Origin of the sequence: Paraburkholderia sp. XV, assembly GCF_020177535.1 — a bacterium.
Classification (GTDB): domain Bacteria; phylum Pseudomonadota; class Gammaproteobacteria; order Burkholderiales; family Burkholderiaceae; genus Paraburkholderia; species Paraburkholderia caribensis.
In genome coordinates this window covers 1-17,864 of record NZ_JAGUUD010000138.1, presented here as the reverse complement: position 1 = coordinate 17,864, position 17,864 = coordinate 1, and the positions used below count along the sequence as shown (strand labels likewise).

Genomic DNA, 17,864 nt, shown 5'->3' with positions numbered 1-17,864 from the left:
GAACCGCGGACGCCAGCAAAGGCAAAAGCAAAAGCAAATCGCGAATGCCAACGCAAACCCAGGCAAACCACCCAAACGCGTCGCAGACACAGAAAAAAGGAGCCACTGCAATGCCAGAAACAACGATCAGCCGCTACCCCGTCCCGACCCCGGGCGAATGGCCCGACGACATCCGCGCCCGGATCCTGGAAGTCCAAGCCAAAGCAGGCTTCGTCCCGAACGTCTTCCTCACACTCGCGCACCGCCCGGACGAATTCCGGGCCTTCTTCGCCTACCACGACGCCCTCATGCTAAAAGAAGGCGGCCTCACCAAAGGCGAGCGCGAAATGATCGTAGTCGCTACGAGCGCGGTAAACAACTGCCTCTACTGCGTCGTAGCGCACGGCGCAATCCTGCGCATCTACGAAAAGCAACCGCTGCTAGCAGATCAACTAGCCGTGAATCACCGCAAGGCCGACATCACCCCACGTCAGAAAGCGATGCTGGATTTCGCCATCAAGGTGTGCCGAGACTCGGCAGCCACGAACGACGAAGATTTCAACACACTGCGCACGCACGGCTTCAGCGATGCCGACATCTGGGACATCACCGCCATCACCGCATTCTTCGGCCTGTCGAACCGCATGGCGAACGTCATCTCGATGCGTCCCAACGACGAGTTCTACCTGATGGGCCGCGTCCCACGCGAATAGAACAAAACGGGGAGCGCTACTGCTCCATCGCCTGCGAGCGCGGCGCCAGCGGCGACGACATCAGCGCCTCCAGCGACATCGGCCGCGCCAGGTGATAGCCCTGCCCGTGCGCCGCGCCGATCGTGCGCAACAGTTCGAGCGTCGCCTGATCCTCGATGCCCTCGGCAACGACCGTCAACTCCAGCGATTCCGCCATCCGCACGATCGCGCGCACAATCGCGCGGCTGCGCGCGCTCTGCGTCAATTCGAACACGAACGACTTGTCGATCTTCAGACCACTGAATCGATACTGATGCACATAGCTCAATGAAGAAAAGCCCGTGCCGAAATCGTCGAGCACGACACACATGCCGTTATCCGCGAGACTTTGCATCGTCGTGCGTGCAAGGTCCGGCTCCGCAACGAGCGCGCCTTCCGTCAGTTCGAGCGAAATGCGCGAAGGATGCACGCCATAGCGCTTCAACAGTTCGAGCAGTTCGTCCGCGAACTCGGGGCGCGTGATGCTGTAGCTCGACAGATTCACCTGCACGGGCGGCCAGTCGATATGCTCCGGCTGCGCGAGAATCTCCGCCACACGCGTCAGCATGTACATGTCCAGACGCCCGATCAGCTTCAGCCCTTCCACCGCGGGCAAGAAACGCCCCGGCGCCCACACCTCGCCGTTCGGCTGCCGCCAGCGGATCAACGCCTCCAGCGCGACCAGTTGCCCGCTGCCGATATCGACGATCGGCTGGAAATACGGCACCAGTTCGTCGTCGCGCTTGAGCGCGTTGCGCAGTGCGCCCTCCGTTTCGATCTGATCCGACAGCTCACGGCGCATCTGATGGTTGAACACCGCGAAGCTGTCGCGGCCGCGATTCTTCACGCGGTACATCGCCGCATCGGCGTCGCGCAGCAGATCGGCGGGCTCGCGGTGATGTGCGCTGTCCGCGCTCACCACGCCGACGCTGCATGACGTGAACACCGTCTGCTCGCCGATGTTGAACGGTGTATCGAAGGCCGCAAGAATGCGCTCCGCCAGCGCCAATACCGTTTGCAGGTTCGCCCCCGGCACCACGACGGCGAACTCGTCGCCGCCCAGCCGCGCGAGCAGATCGTCGCGCCGCAAGCATTCACGCAGCCGCCCCGCTACCTCGACGAGCAATGCATCGCCGAACAGGTGGCCAAGGCTGTCGTTGACCACCTTGAAACGGTCGAGGTCGATGAACAGCACGGACAACGGATCGCCGCGTCTGCTGTAGCCATGCCAGGCCGCTTCGAGCCGCTCGTACAGATGCGAGCGGTTCGGCAGGCCCGTCAGCGCGTCGTGATAGTTCTCGTGCAACAGCCGCGCGTTGGCCGCGTCGAGTTCCTGCGTGCGCGCGAGCACGCGCGCTTCGAGTTCGAGATTCGCCGCCTGCTGTGCTTCGGCGACGCGCCGCCGCGACAGCGCCGTATCGATGTGGCGCGACACGAAGGTCAGCAGTTCCTGATCGCGCCCGTCATAACGCACGCTCGATGAATAGCTCTGCACCACCAGCACGCCACGCACCACGCTGCCGTCGAAAAGCGGCACACCAAGCCACGAGCGCAAGCGGATGTTCTCGCTGTCCAGCTTGATCTCGCCCGCCTCGACGAGACGCACCGCGTCGCTGGTGTCGAGCAGACAAGGCACGCGCTGGCGGATCACATATTCCGTCAGCCCGCGCTCGCGGCGGCGCGGCACGGGCACGTCGTGCTGCGTTTCGTCGATGTAATACGGAAACGACACTTCCGCCGTCGCAGGTTCGAACAGCGCAATATAGAAGTTCTTCGCATACAGCAGCCCGCCGACGATCGCATGCAGGCTGCGAAAGAACTTGCCGATATCGACGGATTGACTCGACAGCTCGGCGATCTCGAACAACGCTGCCTGCAGGTGCTGGGCACGCTCGCGCTCGGCGATTTCCGCGCGCAGCGTGTCGTTCAGCCGCGACAGTTCGGCCGTGCGGCGCGCCACTTCGGCTTCGAGGCCGACGCGGTGCAGAATGCGGTCGAGCGCCATCGCCACGTGCCGCGCGACGACGAGGAACAGCGCGCGGTCCTCGGCGCTATAGATGCGCGACGCGTCGTACACCTGCATCGTCAGCATGCCGAACACTTCGTCCGAGGCGTTTTTTAGCGGCGCGCCCATCCAGAACTTCGGCCGGTGCCCGACGCAGTAAAAACGTCCCGTCGCGGCCGCGTCGATGATGCCCTTCTCGTCGATCAGCAACGGCTGGCCCGTGGTCAGCACGTATCCCGTGAGCGACAGGCGCTCGGGGTCGACCATGTCCATGTGATTCGTATCGACAGCCTCGGTGTCGATCAGGTCGATGTAATACGGATACGTGACGGCGCCCGTTTCGCCGTCGTAGAGCGCGAGATAGAAATTCTCCGCGTCGATCAGCGTACCGAGACGCTCGTGGATGGCCTGCAGGAACTCGCCGCGCTCGCTGATCGAACTCGCGAGATACGCGATGTCGTACAGCACGCGTTGCACGTTTTGCGCGCGCACCAGCGCATCGGCCTGCATCTGTTCGCCGATCGCGCGCGCCAGCGCCGCAAAGGCGGGGTCGGACGCAAACGACACGGGCGCAAGCAGCCAGCCGAGCGCGAGGTCGCTGCGGCCCGTCGGCCACGCGAACCAGCCGCGCTCCACGCAGGCGTCGTGCAGCATCCCGGGCACGATCGTGCGCGGCCAGTCGAAGGGCGTCGCGCCTTCGCGCACCAGATCGAGATGCTGGCCTGCGCGATACCACGCCCACGGCACGCCGAGTGCCTCCACCACGCGCGCCGCCTCGTCGATCGATTGCGATCCCGTCCCGTCTGCCGACAGCTCGGCATTCCACATAAATCAGCCCTCGTGCCGTCCCGTGATTGTTTTGCGCCTCGAACTGTTATATCGACGTAAGCAACAGCAAACTTGATGTATCCGGCCCGCAAAAAAAATGCCTCAAGCACACGAAAACGTTTGCTTGAACATTTTTCGCATGCGGTTTTGCCCTGATTGATGCGGAATAGGATTTGCTGTTTAGCTGACGTCCGCGCCGCTCACTCGAGGCGATCTTCGCCCGGCATACTCGGCGCATCAGCATCCGTTCGAGGAGCAGACATGCAAGCAGATACGAGAGGCGCGGTGCACGCGGACGTGTTCCGGCTCGGCCCGCGCGACTGGGTGCCGAATAATGCGCATCTTCCCGTCATTCTGTATCGGGACGTGCTGGAACCCGACGCCTCGGGCGACGGCGAGCGGCTCGCCAACGCGTTCGAAGCGATGTTCCAGCGCAACGGCTGGCCGCCGAAGTGGCGCAACGGCATCTTCGACTATCACCACTTCCATTCGTCGGCGCATGAAGTACTGGGCATCGCCGCGGGCGCGGCGGATGTGATCGTGGGCGGCCCGGGCGGCCGGGTCGTGCATCTGGAAGCGGGCGACGTGATCCTGCTGCCGGCGGGCACCGGGCATTGCCTCGAATCGTCGAGCGGGCCGCTCAATGTGATCGGCGCGTATCCGCCGGGCCAGCAATGGGACATCCGGCGCGACGCATTGACCGCCGCGGAACGCGCCGCGATGGAAGCCTTGCCGTTTCCGCACAGCGACCCTGTGCGGGGCGCACAGGGTCCGTTGATCGAGCACTGGCTGAACGAGGCGTAAGCGTTATCCGCGCTGGGTTTGCTTCGTCATGGTGCAGCGTGTCAGTGTTGCAAGCCCCAGCGGCGCACGGTCACGCGCTCCAGCGTGTCGAACACCAGATGCTCGACCAGCAGGCCGATCGCGATGACGGCGGCGAGTCCCGCGAACACGCGGTCGGTGTAGAGCTCGTTGCGGTTCTGGAAAATGTACCAGCCGAGTCCCCCGTTACCGCTGCTCGCGCCGAACACGAGTTCGGCGGCGATCAGCGTGCGCCATGCAAAGGCCCAGCCGACACGCAGGCCCGCGAGAATCGACGGCAGCGCGGCGGGCACGAGTATCAGCACGACATGGCGCAAACCCGTCAGGCCATAGTTGCGGCCCGCCATCCGCAAGGTCGCGGGCACGGCGCGAAAACCCGAATACGTGTTGAGCGCAAGCGGCCACAGCACGGCATGCACCAGCACGAACAGCAGACTGCCCGTGCCGAGGCCGAACCACAGCAACGCGAGCGGCAGCAAGGCGATCGACGGCAACGGATTGAACATCGCGGTGAGCATCGACAGCAGATCGCGGCCGATGCGCGTCGACACGGCAAGCGAGGTCAGCACGAACGCGAGCGCGACGCCAAGCAGATAGCCGCGCAACAGCACCGACATCGACACGGCTGTTTTCTGCAGCAGTTCGCCCGACGCGATACCCTGCACGAATGCGAGGAAAGTCGCGCCGAAAGTCGGCAGCAGCAGGTCGTTGTTGATGGCGCGCGCAGCGATTTCCCACACGGCGATCAGCACGATCGCGATGATCGTCTTGCTCAGCCACGTCTGGTTGGCGAGGCGCCGCGCGAGCGGCAGCGGCGCTTCGACGGCAAGCTCGCCGACGGGTTCGAGCGGCCGCTCGTATTCGGCGCGCACGGGCGGCAACAAGGTGGAAGGCGTGCTCATCGGGCGGACTCCGTCTCTTCGAACAACAGGCGATGAATCTGCGCGACGCGATGCTGGAAGTCGCTGCGGCCGAAACTATCCTGCGTGTACTGGTGGCTGTTGAGTTCGGCGCGCACGCGCCCCGGATGCGGCGACAACAACAGAATGCGGCTGCCGACAATCAGCGCTTCCTCGATCGAATGCGTGACGAACAGCAGCGTGAAGCGCACTTCTTCCCACAGGCGCAGCAACTCTTCCTGCATCTTGCGACGCGTGAGTGCATCGAGCGCGGCGAACGGCTCGTCCATCAGCAGCACGCGCGGCTGCATCGCGAGCGCACGCGCAATCGCGACGCGCTGCTTCATGCCGCCCGAAAGCGTGTGCGGATAGGCATCGGCGAAGGCGGCAAGGCCGACCTTGTCGAGATAATGCTGCGCGCGCTCTTTCGCCTCGGCGCGGCTCAGCTTCTTCGCCGCGCGCAACGGGAACGCAATGTTCTCCAGCACCGTCTTCCACGGCGGCAATTGATCGAACTCCTGGAACACGACGATGCGATCGGCGCCCGGCTCGCGCACCGTTTCGCCGTCGAGCGTAATCGTGCCCGACGCCGGCTTGATGAATCCGCCCACGGCTTTCAGCAACGTCGACTTGCCGCAGCCCGACGGGCCGAGCAGCACGAAGCGATCGCCGCCGTAGACGTCGAAGCTGACGTCGTGCGTGGCGCGCACCACGCGCTCGCGCGTGCGGTATTCGAGACTGACGCGATCGACGGCAAGCAGCCGGCTCGAATGCGCCGGCCCGGTTGCCTGCGTCGCGGCAGAATCAGGGAAAAGCACGGAAGGATTCGCGACCATTAGCGCGCCCCGTTGAGTTGAACTGCGTGCGAGATGACTTTCACAATGACGGCACCGCATAAGCAAAACGACAACATACGGTGAGCCTCCGCAAAGACCAACCAATGAATGTAGATATTCAATGCGCGCTGATGCATAAGCGCCGTAAATGGCGCTATGACCGCCGTCGCGTCCTGTTTAGCATCGCGATTTCATTCGCCCCAGAAACGAAAAAAACCGCTGAAACAGCGGGTTTTTTCTGCAACGCGGGCGAGGTCAGCTCCCGGCCGCCGTTGCCGGGTCGTCGAAGAAGTAGTCCTTCCACGACTTCGGTTCGTTGCGAATCGCGCCGACGCGATACATGAACTGTGCAAGCGCGAACGTGTTTTGCGGCGCGATCTTGAATTGCACCTGCGGATTGCGGATCACCGAAAGCAGTAGATGTCGATCCGTCTTCGCCTGATTCACGCGAATGTAGATATCGGCGGCGGCGTCCGGATTCGCCGTGACGAATTGCGCCGCATCGGCCAGTCCGTTGACGAACGCGCGATACGTCTTCGGGTTCTCGCTACGGAACTTCTCCGTCGCATACAGCACGGTTGCCGAGCTCGGACCGCCCAGCACATCATAAGAATTCAGCACGATATGCGCTTTCGGATTCGCGGCCAGTTCCTGTTCCTGGAACGGCGGATTGCCGAAGTGCCCCGTGATTTCCGTGCCGCCCGCAATGATCGCGGCGGCCGCATCCGGGTGCGGCACGGCTTGCGTGAGCTTGTCGAGACGGTTGTATTCCTTGTCGCCCCAGCGCTTCGCGGCCGCGAACTGCAACACGCGCGATTGCACGGAAACCGTGACGGCGGGCAACGCAATGCGGTCCTTGTCGGTGAAGTCGGCAATCGTCTTCACGTTCGGGTTGTTCGACACGAGGTAGTACGGCAGATTGCCGAGCGACGCGACGCCCTTCACGTTCTGCTTGCCGTGCGTGCGGTCCCAGATCGTGAGCAAGGGACCCACGCCTGCACCCGCGATGTCGACCGAGCCCGACAGCAGCGCGTCGTTCACGGCCGAACCGCCCGACAGCTTCACCCAGTCGACCTTGATGTCGAGCCCTTCCTTGCGTCCTTCCTTCTCGATGAACTGCTGATCGCGCGCGACGTTCAGCAGCAAATAGACAATGCCGAACTGTTCGGCGACACGGATCTGCCCTTCAGCGCGCGCGTCGAGCGACATGCCCAGACTGGTTGCGCCGAGCGACAACGCGAGCATCGTCGACACGAAACGGCGAGCGAAAGAAGGCCGCGCCGCGGCCGGGCGAAATGAAAACTGCATCGGAACTCCGGGTGAAAACGGGAATGGGGACGGCGCGTGACTCAGAACGGCGCGTTGCCTTCGATCGTCGTGCGATACAGCTTGCGGCGCAGATGATCGGGCGTGCCTGCGGCGAGATGCATCAGCGAGCGGTTGTCCCAGAACACGAGATCGTGCTCCGACCACGCGTGGCGGTAGATATGTTCGTCACGCACGCTGTGCGCAAACAGTGCTTCCAGCAACTCGCGGCTTTCGTCTTCTGGCAGGCCGACGATATGCGTCGTGAAATGCTCGCTGACGAACAGCGCCTTGCGGCCCGTTTCCGGATGCGTGCGCACGATGGGATGCACGACGGGCTTCACTTCGGCGATCTGCTCGGCCGACAGGTTCGGCCGCCACGGGCTGCGCTTCTGCAATTCCGCGTATTTGGCGAGATACGTGTGTTCGGCCGTGCGTCCCTCGACGGCCTTGCGCAAATGCTCGGGCAGCGTGTCCCACGCCAGATGCATGTTGGCGAATAGCGTGTCGCCGCCTTCCGAAGGCAGTTCCTGCGCGTGCAGCAGCGAGCCGAGACTCGGCTTCTCCTTGTACGACAGGTCCGAATGCCAGAAGTGGCCGGCGTCGCCGAGTCCGATAGGCTGGCCGTTCTCGCGAATGTTCGACACGATCAGCACTTCAGGGTGACCGGGCAACTGAAACTGGTGCAGCACGTGAATCTGCAGCGGCCCAAAACGGCGGCTGAAGTCGATGTGCTGTGCGGGCGTGATCTGCTGATCGCGAAACACCAGCACGTGATAGTCGAGATGCGCGCGGTGAATGCGCGCGAAATCTTCGGCGGAAAGCGGCTGGTTCAGATCGAGGCCGAGCACTTCGGCGCCCACGGGTGCATCGAACGGAACGATTTCGAGCGGCCGGCGCACGCCAGCCGGGTGCACGCGCGGCGCGGCGTGTTGAGAGGACGAAACAGTGGATGTCACGCTGAATGTTCTTTGTAGGGTTGCAACGATAGACTCAATCTACGGCCAGCGTACGGGTGCGTCAACGAAGCAAATCCCATACTCATATCTGCTTTAACGATAAACGGATGGCTAGCCTGGAGAGCCGCGCGTTCTGGTTTCGCGCAATTTTGCGCGGCCGCTTCGCGGTGGGCGCGCAATTTTCAGAAACCATTGCGCTGCCTGGCCGCATGGCGGCATCGCGCGCTAGCGCACAGACGTCCGCTGACGTGCGTGACAAGTTCGGGCTACTATCAGGGACCGGCCATCGCCGGCTCAGGGTCTCGCGCCAGTTCCATGACAAAGGATGACATCCGCTCGATTGCCGTGCTGGCCGCCCTGGGCGCAGGACTGTGCTGCGCACCCGCGCATGCGCTCGAACTCGACGACCAGTTGGTCTGCAAGACCGACGCGCACACCTTCATTCAGCCGCTGCTCGAGGATCAGTACATCGACCCGAATCCGATGCGTGTCGAAGCCAATTCGGTGAACGCGTTTCGGCCGAAGCGCGGCCGCGATCTCACGGCGTTCGGCTTTCACGTCTATGCCGTGCTCGGCTATCAGCGCGACGACGCGATCTTCCGGCAAGGCAGCGGCAAGGCAGAGGCCGATTCGATCTATGGCGTCGTCGTGTCCGGTCCATCGGAGTCGGTACGCGTGCGTGTGCAACAGTCGGGCAGCGAAGCGACCGTCAAACAGGTCTTGCCTTTCATCCTGACAGCAATCGTGTGCAGCGCCGGCTGAGACTGTTGTAATTCGCCCAAATGGTGCAGGCTGCCATCAAACGGAAATCCGCTCCCAGCTAATCTCATTCGCGCAATTCATGCGTAGCGGGTTGATCGCGCGCCGCTTCGCGGCGAACTTTCCGGCGATTGTTTCGATTTGATGACTCTTTCCTGCCATGTGACGCAAGAGTCTGCTGCAGCAACAGGGCGTTAAATCGAACCCCGCGTTTTCCTATACTCGCCAGGCTGTTTTTCACTCATTGTCTGGAATAGCTGGAGCTCAACCATGAAAAGAATTCCCGCCGCAGTTGCGGTGCTCGGCGCACTGGCCGCAACGGGCGCGCACGCGCAAAGCTCGGTCACGCTGTACGGCATCATCGACGCGGGCCTGATGTACACCAACAACGTGCAGAAGAGCGGCAAGAGCGGCTCGCTGTTTCAGGCGACGAGCGGCACCATCAACGGCAGCCGCTTCGGCCTGCGCGGCGCTGAAGATCTGGGCGGAGGCTACAAGGCGATCTTCGTACTCGAAAACGGCTTCAACGTGCAGAACGGCACGCTCGGCCAGCACAGCCGTCTGTTCAGCCGCCAGGCGTATGTGGGCCTCGCCAGCGCCGACTACGGCCAGCTCACGCTGGGCCGTCAGTATGACTCGCTGGTCGACTTCGTCGCGCCGCTGTCGGGCACGGCAGGCACGTTCGGCGACACAGGCTTCGCTCACCCGTTCGACAACGACAACCTCAACCACTCGGTGCGGATGAGCAACGCCGTCAAGTACACCAGCAGCAACTACGCGGGCTTCAAGTTCGGCGCGTTGTACGCGTTCTCGAACAGCACCGACTTCGCGATCAACCGCGCGTACAGCGCGGGCGCGAGCTACCAGTGGGGTCCGTTGAACGTCGCGGCCGGCTATTTGCAGATCAACGGCTCGAACAGCACGACGAACACGGGCGGCGCAGTCGATACGGCTGAATCGGCGGCAAACGGGGTTGGCGGCTTCCAGGTCGGCGCGGGCGTCGAGCGCGTGTTCGGCGCAGGCATCAACTATGCGTTCGGTCCGGCGACGGTCGGCTTTGTCTACACGAACAGCCACTATCAGCAAACCAACGCGTTCGCGATGACGAACGGCTCGATGCACTTCGACAACTACGAACTGAACGCCAAGTATCAGTTCACGCCCGCGATTACGTTCGGCATCACCGACACCTACACCGACGGCCACATCAGCGGCTCGCCGACCTTCGGCTCCGATCCGAAGTTCAACCAGGTCAATGCGCAGGCCATCTACGCATTCTCGAAGCGCACGGACGTCTACGCCGAAGCGATGTATCAGCACGCCATCGGACAGCACTACGTCGCGTTCATCAACACGTCGGGCGGCGCGTCGACGACGGCCAACCAGGTTGTGGCGACGATCGGCATGCGTCACCGCTTCTGAAGCGTCACGGCTTCGACTATCCGGGATTTGCGTTTCGAGGCCCGCCGCGTTCCGCGCGGCGGGTTTTTTTGCGTGAACGCCGCGCCGCATCGTTCTGCGAGACGGAAGGCTGCCTTCCAGATCCGGCCGTTTTTCTCCGCGCCGGCGATCCGTAGACTTGTTTTGCCGGCTCACGCAATACAGCCGGCATCCTCGGACCGCTATTGGAGAACGTCTTGAAGTCCACCGTTGCCGCCGCCGTCGCCATGTTGACAGCGGCCTTGCTCGCCGCCGCACCCGCCCTTACGCAAGCGCAGGAACCCAGCACTCGCCTCACACGCGCACAGGTTCGCCAGGAACTCGCCGATCTGGCGTCCGTCGGCTACCATGCCGGGGGCGGCGAAGACCCGACCTATCCGTCGAAGGTGCAGGACGCGATGCAGCGGCTCGCCGCCAAACGCGCCGCCGCCGAATCCGCTTATGGCGCGGGCACGTCGGGTTCGTCGCAAACGGGCGCGGGACATCCTGCCGCCGAATAACGATTCGACGGGCGCCGTGCCGCGCGACCTGCGCGGCTGTTTCCCGCCTGCGCGCGCATCGCACGACGTGCGCGCGTCGGTGTCGCCAATGTACGAACGACCGTGCGTCGTCGTAGAAACTGTGCGGCCATTGTTCGCAAGTTCAGCTAAAACCCACCCATTTAGCTAGCAATCTCCCGTTTCTCCTCGCTTCCGTCAGGCGCCAAGCCACGTCGCCGCACCCGGATCTGACTTTAAAAACAACGGTTAGACCGCAATCTCAATCCGGCTTTGTGCATCGCACCATAATTTTGTCTATAGTGGTGGGTGGACATGTCTTTCGCGTCCGCGAGAGCGCCAATCATTGACGGATAGTCCGCCCCGAAGCGGACACCAGCCCGCCGCGGCCCGCAAGGCCCGCGGTCGCTCAGGCGAGGAGAAATCACGATGTTCGATGCCGAAATCGCCGCAAAACTGCTGAACCGGTGGACGGTCAGGCCGCCGGCCGCGCATTGCGACAGCTATCTGGATCTGCTTCGCGAGGGGAATCTCCACTTCACCCATCAGATGGGCCGCGCCACGCCGGGCGGCGTCGCTTCAGAGAGTCTCTTCGATCTCGAATCGCTGGTATTCGCCGACGGCTCGCGCGCGCTTCGGCTGAAAGCGCCGGGCGCGACGCCCGACTGGACGCAGTGGGCCGCATTCGAGCCGCCGCTGCGCGCTGCGGCGAGCGCGATCGCGCCGTTCGCCGACGAGTCCTGCACGCTCGAGGCGCCCGAACGCTGAGTCATGCCGATGCGTGGTTACTGCCCTGCCTTGACGCGCTCGATCAGCGCCATCGCGGCGGCGGGATTGTGCGCCTTGTGCCCGCTGATCACGAACAGGTAGACATCGCGCGCCTTCTTCGGCGCAGCGCGGGCATAGGTATCGAGATCGTCGGGCGCGCCGCCCGCGGCCCAGGTCTGGGCACGCCCGGCCCATTTGTCGAGCGCCTTTTTTGCGTAGCCCTGCGGATTCGCCTCTTCCGTGCCCATGATGCGCGCGTAGACGAACGACGCCGTCGGGTCGGCAATCTGCGGATACTTCGAATCCCCCGCTACGACGATCGCGACACCATGCTTGCGCGCAAGCGCGACGAATGCCTCGTCGCAGAAACTCTCGTGACGCACTTCGACGGCATGGCGCAAGGTCTGCCCATCGACCTCCCCCGGCAACAATTCGAGGAAGCGGCCGAAGTCATCGGCATCGAACTGTTTGGTGGGTGGGAATTGCCAGTTGATCGGGCCGAGCTTGTTCTGCAGTTCGAGCACGCCGCTCGCGACAAAGCGATCGATGGAATCGCGGGCTTCCGCCAGCACGCGCCGGTGCGTCGCGAAACGCGGCGCCTTCAGCGCGAAGACGAAGTCGTCGGGTGTTTCGTCGTGCCACTTCGCAAAGGTGGTGGGCTTTTGCGAGCCGTAGAACGTGCCGTTGATCTCGATCGCCGTGAGCTGGCGGCTCGCGTATTCCAGTTCGCGTTTCTGCGCGAGCCCTTTCGGATAGAACAGGCCGCGCCACGGTTCGAAAGTCCAGCCGCCAATGCCGATATGAATCCGCGTTGCCTTCGACGTCTTTTTTCGAGTAGTCATGGTTCACGCCTTGGCGCATCCCGCGCGAGAGCAATGATGCACAGCATAGACGATGCAAGCGGGCATTTGCGCAACGGCACATCGTCGCATCGCGCCAATCGGAGGCGGACAAGGCACGGCGCGCCCAGCGAACACATGAGGCGCGCCCGCGCCCTTGCGGCGACGCGTGAAAGAACAGAAAGAACAGAAGATCAGAACACCGCGCGCACCACGCCGCCATCCGCGCGCAACGCCGCGCCATTGGTCGCCGACGACAGCTCCGAGCAGACGAACACGACCATGTTCGCGATTTCTTCGGGGGTCGTGAAGCGCTTGAGGATCGAGCTGGGCCGCGCCTGTTCGAAGAACTGCTTTTCGAATGCCTCGAAGGTCTGGCCGCCCGAGAGCTTGTCGATGAATTCCTCGACGCCATCCGAACTGGTCGGCCCCGGCAACACCGAGTTGACCGTCACGGCCGTGCCCGTGCATGTTTCGGCGAGACCGCGTGCGAGCGCGAGCTGCGCGGTCTTGGTCAAGCCGTAATGAATCATCTCGGTTGGAATCTGGATGCCGCTTTCGCTGCTGATGAACACGACGCGCCCCCAGTTCTTCTGCTTCATGCCGGGCAGATAGGCGCGCGACAGCTGCACGCCGGACATCACGTTCACGTTGAAGAAGCGCAGCCACTCTTCATTGGAGATTTCTTCGAACGGCTTCGGATCGAAGATGCCCATGTTGTTGACGAGTATGTCGACTTGCGGAAAGCGCTCCACGAACCGCGCGACTTGCGCCGCGTCCGACACATCGCCGGCGAAGCCTTGCACGGTCGCGTCAGGCACCTGCGCGCGCAGCGTCTCGATGGCGTGATCGACCGATTGTTGCGAGCGGCCGTTGACGATCACGTTCACGCCTTCGCGCGCGAGGCCGACGGCGATTGCATGACCGATGCCTTTGGTCGAGCCCGTGACGAGCGCAAGCTTGTTTCTGATCTTGAGATCCATCTGGTTTCCTTTCAATCGTGGATAAACGGATCGCGGACAAGACGCGCGCAACGCGCTATCGTCCCGTCCCGCATCGTGACGTTGTCTATCAAGTGTAGGACCGGGACGAAAATATTGCAGCCGGCGGGACACTTGCCGCGCATGGCATTTGAATCACCGGGTAGTCGGCGTTTTGCGCGACTGCGAGCACGATTGTTCAAACAGTACTAGCATCCGACTGACATTCGCCGCGCGGACGCCAACACATGTATGCATAACGCGTCGTCCACGGGCGCAATGTCCAGATAATGAGTTATCCATGCATCGAGGATACGAAAAGACGCCCATGAAATTACACACCCGGTTCGCCGCGCTGCTCGCACTCGCCTCTCCTGTCGTGTTCGCGCAGAGCAGCGTGACACTCTATGGCCGCATCGATGGCGGCATCCAGTATCTGAATCACATCGCGACGCCGTCGGGCGGCAGCACCTCGAGCTGGACGGCCGAAGGCGGCGATTGGGGCACCAGCATGCTGGGCTTAAAGGGATCGGAAGATCTTGGCGGCGGGTTGTCGTCAGTGTTCGATCTGGAAACGGGACTGCAGGTGACGAACGGCACGACGAGCGGCGGCCGGCTGTTCTCGCGCCGCGCGTATGCCGGACTCGCCGACAAGCGCTTCGGGCAGATTCAGGCGGGCCGGAACCTGTTCATCGACAGTGACGGCGTGTGGGAATTCGATCCGTTCGTGCAGCAGGCTTTCTCGTCGGCATCGCTCGTGCGCGGACGCAACTGGCAACAGACGAGCAACAACATCGAGTATCACAGCCCCGTCTTTTACGGCTTCGATGTTCAGGGGCAATACGCGCTGGGCAATCAGGCCGACGGCTTCAATCGGGGCGCGCCCGGTGAGTTCGGCCGCTCGGACGGCATCATGCTCACGTATCACTCGCAACTGTTCGACGTACGCGGCATCTACGACGAACTGCGCGACGTGAATGGACGCATGACCAACGTCTTCACGAGTTCGCGCGAATACTTTGTCGGCGCGAATGTGCGTGTATCGAAGGTGAAGATACAGGGCGCCTACACGCACCTCGCCGCGCCGGATACGCCAGCCGGTCTCGCCGACAGTGCCGACTATTACTGGCTCGGTGCGACGTGGGAAGCGACGCATCAATTGGCCGTGACGGCGGCGGCCTTCTACGTTCATCTGAGCGAAGGCTCCGGCGACGCCACGCACGATCCCGCCGGACACGCGACAATGTTCGTGCTCGGGTCCACGTACAACCTGAGCCAGCGCACCTTCCTTTACGGCACGGTCGCCTATATGCGCAACAGCAGCCACGCGAACTTCTCGCTGCTCGCAACCTCGCGCGATGCCACGGGCAGCGCGAACACGAACCCCTTGCCTGGCGAATCGCAAACGGGCGCCTACGTCGGCGTGATGCACGTCTTCTGACGGGGGCCGTCAATCATACGAAGAATGTCCAAGGGCTCATTCCACTTGGGCATTCACGTCATGCCAATACCGGAATACCCGCCGCTGTCACGCGATTCGAGTAGTAATTCGATATGCGGCGCTTGACCACGCGCAAAGAAGCCTCCATTTGCCTACTATTGAATCGCACACTGATTCAACCTGAGACGGAAGCCAGAGATCAACACGCGCATTCGCGCTCACCGCATCTCTCCAGGTCGATTTCGATCGCAGCAATCGCGCTCCTGCCGCTGACGGGCTTGCTTCCGGCCCACGTTCAGTTCCCGACGGCAATGAGAAAGACCGCGTCACCCACGACCCGAAAGTCGTGATGCGCGGCACGCCAGCGAATGCTGCCGCAGCGATTTCAACCTTGAAGGAGGTGCCATGAAAAGCCCCATTTATGAAGAGCGTCTCGAACTGCTCGGCTTGATCGCGCGCGAAGCGCTCGGCATCGAAAGATTGACGGAGCATCCGGACGTGCTCGCCGCGCTCGAAGCGGCCTACGACGCCGGGCTGTGGGTCGGCCACAGCGTGGGCCGGGGCGAGGAAGCCTGCGTCGGCTGATGGGAAAGTGGCACGCGGGCTGCGTGACGGCCCGCGCGCGAGACAACCAGATACGACACCGCGCTACTTAAGCAGCCTTCGCGCTCGGCGCCGCGTGTGCCGGCTTTGCCGCTGGTGCGTCATCCTTCTTCTGCGCAATCTGCTCGCGCAGCTTGATCAACGCGAGAACGGTATCGATGGTCGGCGTTTCATGCCCGACCAGCCGCCCCATTTCCTGCACGACGGTCAGCAGCGGATCGATTTCCATCGGACGTCCCGCTTCGAGATCCTGCAGCATCGAGGTTTTGTGCGCGCCCACCGCGCCCGCGCCGTCGATACGCCGCTCGACATCCACCCGGAAATGCACGCCGAAACGATCGGCCACCGACTTCGCCTCGAGCATCATCGTCTTCGCGACAGCGCGCGTGCCGACGTGACTGGTGATGACATCGAGCGTTGCGTGCGTCAGTGCGCTGATCGGGTTGAAGCAGAGATTGCCCCACAGCTTCAGCCAGATTTCATCGCGGATGTTGTCGCGGATGGGCGCATCCAGTCCCGCTGAAACCATGACCTGCGACAGCGCTTCGACGCGCGCAGAGCGCGTGCCGTCCGGCTCGCCGATCGGAAACTTCTTGCCGTACACATGCTTGATCACGCCGGGCTCGACGATCTCGGCTGCCGGATAGACGACACAGCCGATCGCGCGCTGCGGTCCGAGCTTTTGCCATTGCGTGCCGCCCGGGTCGATGCTTTCGAGCGTCGTGTTCGCGAACTCGCCGCCATGCTTGTAGAAGTACCAGTACGGAATACCGTTGACGGCCGTCACGATGGCCGTCTCCGGCCCCAGCAGCGGCTGCATCGCATCGACGACGCCGGGCACCGAATGCGCCTTCAGCGCGATGATCACGTAGTCCTGCGGCCCCAGTTCGCGCGGGTCCGACGAACAACGCACGTTGACGAGACGCTCGGTATCGTCGATCAGCAGACGCACACCGTTACGTTGCATTGCGGCGAGATGCGGGCCGCGTGCGACGAAACTGACATCCGCGCCCGCCAGCGCCAGTTCCGCGCCGACATAGGCGCCGATCGCGCCGGCTCCATAAACACAGATCTTCATCTATCTGCTCCCATTCCAAGAAGTGATCAGTCAGATCGAGCCGGGCGTCTCGCGACGCAGCGCGTAATCGTCACTATCGATTCATGGTCGACTCATTGGCGATGACGCGTCCGGCTCTCATTGCATGCTCAGTGTGTGTTCCTCAGTGCGCGTTCTTCAGGCCGCCGTCTCCAGCTGCCTGGCGGCAGCAAGCTGATTCGGCAGCGCGCCGATGCCGTCGATCGATACGACGACCGTCGAGCCGTCCTTGATCGAGCCGACCCCGATCGACGTTCCGCAGGCGATCACGTCGCCGGGCATCAGCGTCATGTCGTGCGAGATCATGCTGACCTGTTCGGCGGGCGTGAAGATCATGTCGGAGATCGGGTAGTTCTGCCGCTCGACATCGTCGAGACGCGTCACGACATTCGCGTTGCGCCAGTCGAAGTCTCTTTTGATCACGGGCCCGATGCAGCTGAACGTATCGAAGCCTTTCGAGCGGCACCATTGCGCGAAATTCGGGTCTTCGTTCAGCAGGTCGACGGCAGTGACGTCGTTGATGCATGTGTAGCCAAAGATGTAGTCATCCGCTTCTTCGGGCGAGACATTGGTGCAGCGTTTGCCTATCACGATGCCGAGCTCGCCTTCGTAGGCGATCTTGCCGCTATAGCCTTTGGGGCGGCGAATGGGCGCGCCGGGGCCGATCACCGACATGGGCGGCTTGATCAGAAAGAGCGGGTGCGACGGCGCCGCCTTGCCGAGCTTCTGCGACAGCGCATGAAAGTTGTTCCAGAGCGCGACGACTTTGGTCGGCAGGCACGGGCTCAACAACTCGACGCCGTCCTGTTGCCATTGCTTGCCTGTCGCTGTTGCCTCGCCGAACATGTCGCCTTCGAACTCGGCGATGCTGCCGTTGTCCAGCACGCCGAAACCGATGTGACCTTGGGGCTGCCGGAAGCGTATCCACGATGTCATCGAAACTGTCTCCACACATTTTTTGTCGACCGACACGGTGAATACGCCCGCGTCACGAGTTTGAATCGGGTTTGATTCTTCAAATAGCGCCGACGGTCCGCAGCGCTTCGATCTGTTCACGCGAATAGCCGAGTTCGGCCA

General features: G+C 62.7%; 17 protein-coding genes. 8 read left to right on the top strand and 9 right to left on the bottom strand.

The annotated features are described in order from the left end of the window. Positions 1-110 precede the first annotated feature (110 nt). Positions 111-692 (top strand): peroxidase-related enzyme, encoded by a 582-nt coding sequence (locus tag KFO72_RS36700; RefSeq protein ID WP_036000946.1) that lies wholly within the window; start codon positions 111-113, stop codon positions 690-692. A 16-nt stretch (positions 693-708) separates the two neighbouring features. Here KFO72_RS36700 and KFO72_RS36695 read toward each other — a convergent pair whose 3' ends face one another. Beyond that, positions 709-3,543 (bottom strand): EAL domain-containing protein, encoded by a 2,835-nt coding sequence (locus KFO72_RS36695; protein WP_225034137.1) that lies wholly within the window; start codon positions 3,541-3,543, stop codon positions 709-711. A gap of 261 nt (positions 3,544-3,804) precedes the next feature. Here KFO72_RS36695 and KFO72_RS36690 point away from each other — a divergent pair, with 261 nt between their 5' ends. Further along, entirely contained in the window at positions 3,805-4,347 is a 543-nt protein-coding gene (locus KFO72_RS36690) for a cupin domain-containing protein (RefSeq protein ID WP_054932585.1), read from the top strand. Between the two features lie 41 nt (positions 4,348-4,388). Here the strand turns inward: KFO72_RS36690 and KFO72_RS36685 are convergent, their stop codons facing one another. From KFO72_RS36685 to KFO72_RS36670, 4 genes are all read right to left on the bottom strand, one after another. Further along, a complete protein-coding gene (locus KFO72_RS36685; protein ID WP_060603594.1) occupies positions 4,389-5,267 on the bottom strand; it encodes an ABC transporter permease in 879 nt (292 codons plus the stop codon). Then, positions 5,264-6,100 carry an ABC transporter ATP-binding protein gene (locus KFO72_RS36680; protein ID WP_062916253.1) on the bottom strand — a complete coding sequence of 279 codons (837 nt, stop codon included), beginning with the start codon at positions 6,098-6,100 and terminating at the stop codon, positions 5,264-5,266. The genes KFO72_RS36685 and KFO72_RS36680 overlap by 4 nt, the downstream gene beginning before the upstream one ends. Positions 6,101-6,355: 255 nt before the next feature. Continuing rightward, a complete protein-coding gene (locus KFO72_RS36675) occupies positions 6,356-7,408 on the bottom strand; it encodes an ABC transporter substrate-binding protein (RefSeq protein WP_054932588.1) in 1,053 nt (350 codons plus the stop codon). Positions 7,409-7,449: 41 nt separating this feature from the next. Then, the gene (locus tag KFO72_RS36670; protein ID WP_054932589.1) at positions 7,450-8,322 is read right to left on the bottom strand and encodes a TauD/TfdA dioxygenase family protein; all 873 of its coding nucleotides are present in this window, start codon (positions 8,320-8,322) and stop codon (positions 7,450-7,452) included. Positions 8,323-8,679: 357 nt separating this feature from the next. On the opposite strand from KFO72_RS36670, the gene KFO72_RS36665 reads away from it, so the two are divergent. The 4 genes from KFO72_RS36665 (at position 8,680) to KFO72_RS36650 (ending at position 11,828) form a co-directional block, all read left to right on the top strand. Next, positions 8,680-9,126 (top strand): hypothetical protein, encoded by a 447-nt coding sequence (locus tag KFO72_RS36665; protein ID WP_054932590.1) that lies wholly within the window; start codon positions 8,680-8,682, stop codon positions 9,124-9,126. A 267-nt stretch (positions 9,127-9,393) separates the two neighbouring features. Next, positions 9,394-10,545, top strand: coding sequence for a porin (locus KFO72_RS36660; protein ID WP_225034136.1), 1,152 nt, complete (start codon positions 9,394-9,396; stop codon positions 10,543-10,545). Positions 10,546-10,760: 215 nt separating this feature from the next. Further along, complete coding sequence (locus KFO72_RS36655) at positions 10,761-11,063, top strand: DUF4148 domain-containing protein (protein ID WP_263627974.1); 303 nt, start codon at positions 10,761-10,763, stop codon at positions 11,061-11,063. 426 nt (positions 11,064-11,489) lie between these two features. Beyond that, a complete protein-coding gene (locus KFO72_RS36650; protein WP_054932592.1) occupies positions 11,490-11,828 on the top strand; it encodes a hypothetical protein in 339 nt (112 codons plus the stop codon). A 17-nt stretch (positions 11,829-11,845) separates the two neighbouring features. On the opposite strand, the gene KFO72_RS36645 is transcribed toward KFO72_RS36650, so the two are convergent. Together KFO72_RS36645 and KFO72_RS36640 are read right to left on the bottom strand one after the other, a co-directional pair. Further along, on the bottom strand, positions 11,846-12,670 hold the full coding sequence (locus KFO72_RS36645; RefSeq protein WP_225034135.1) for a DUF72 domain-containing protein: 825 nt from the start codon (positions 12,668-12,670) through the stop codon (positions 11,846-11,848). Between the two features lie 191 nt (positions 12,671-12,861). Then, complete coding sequence (locus KFO72_RS36640) at positions 12,862-13,650, bottom strand: SDR family NAD(P)-dependent oxidoreductase (RefSeq protein ID WP_225034134.1); 789 nt, start codon at positions 13,648-13,650, stop codon at positions 12,862-12,864. Positions 13,651-13,975: 325 nt separating this feature from the next. Here KFO72_RS36640 and KFO72_RS36635 point away from each other — a divergent pair, with 325 nt between their 5' ends. Together KFO72_RS36635 and KFO72_RS36630 are read left to right on the top strand one after the other, a co-directional pair. Then, positions 13,976-15,088, top strand: coding sequence for a porin (locus KFO72_RS36635; protein WP_225034133.1), 1,113 nt, complete (start codon positions 13,976-13,978; stop codon positions 15,086-15,088). Positions 15,089-15,493: 405 nt separating this feature from the next. Next, on the top strand, positions 15,494-15,673 hold the full coding sequence (locus KFO72_RS36630) for a hypothetical protein (RefSeq protein WP_054932596.1): 180 nt from the start codon (positions 15,494-15,496) through the stop codon (positions 15,671-15,673). A 67-nt stretch (positions 15,674-15,740) separates the two neighbouring features. Here the strand turns inward: KFO72_RS36630 and KFO72_RS36625 are convergent, their stop codons facing one another. Together KFO72_RS36625 and KFO72_RS36620 are read right to left on the bottom strand one after the other, a co-directional pair. Then, the gene (locus tag KFO72_RS36625; RefSeq protein ID WP_054932597.1) at positions 15,741-16,769 is read right to left on the bottom strand and encodes a 2-dehydropantoate 2-reductase; all 1,029 of its coding nucleotides are present in this window, start codon (positions 16,767-16,769) and stop codon (positions 15,741-15,743) included. A 156-nt stretch (positions 16,770-16,925) separates the two neighbouring features. Continuing rightward, positions 16,926-17,723, bottom strand: coding sequence for a fumarylacetoacetate hydrolase family protein (locus KFO72_RS36620; RefSeq protein ID WP_054932599.1), 798 nt, complete (start codon positions 17,721-17,723; stop codon positions 16,926-16,928). Positions 17,724-17,864 lie beyond the last annotated feature (141 nt).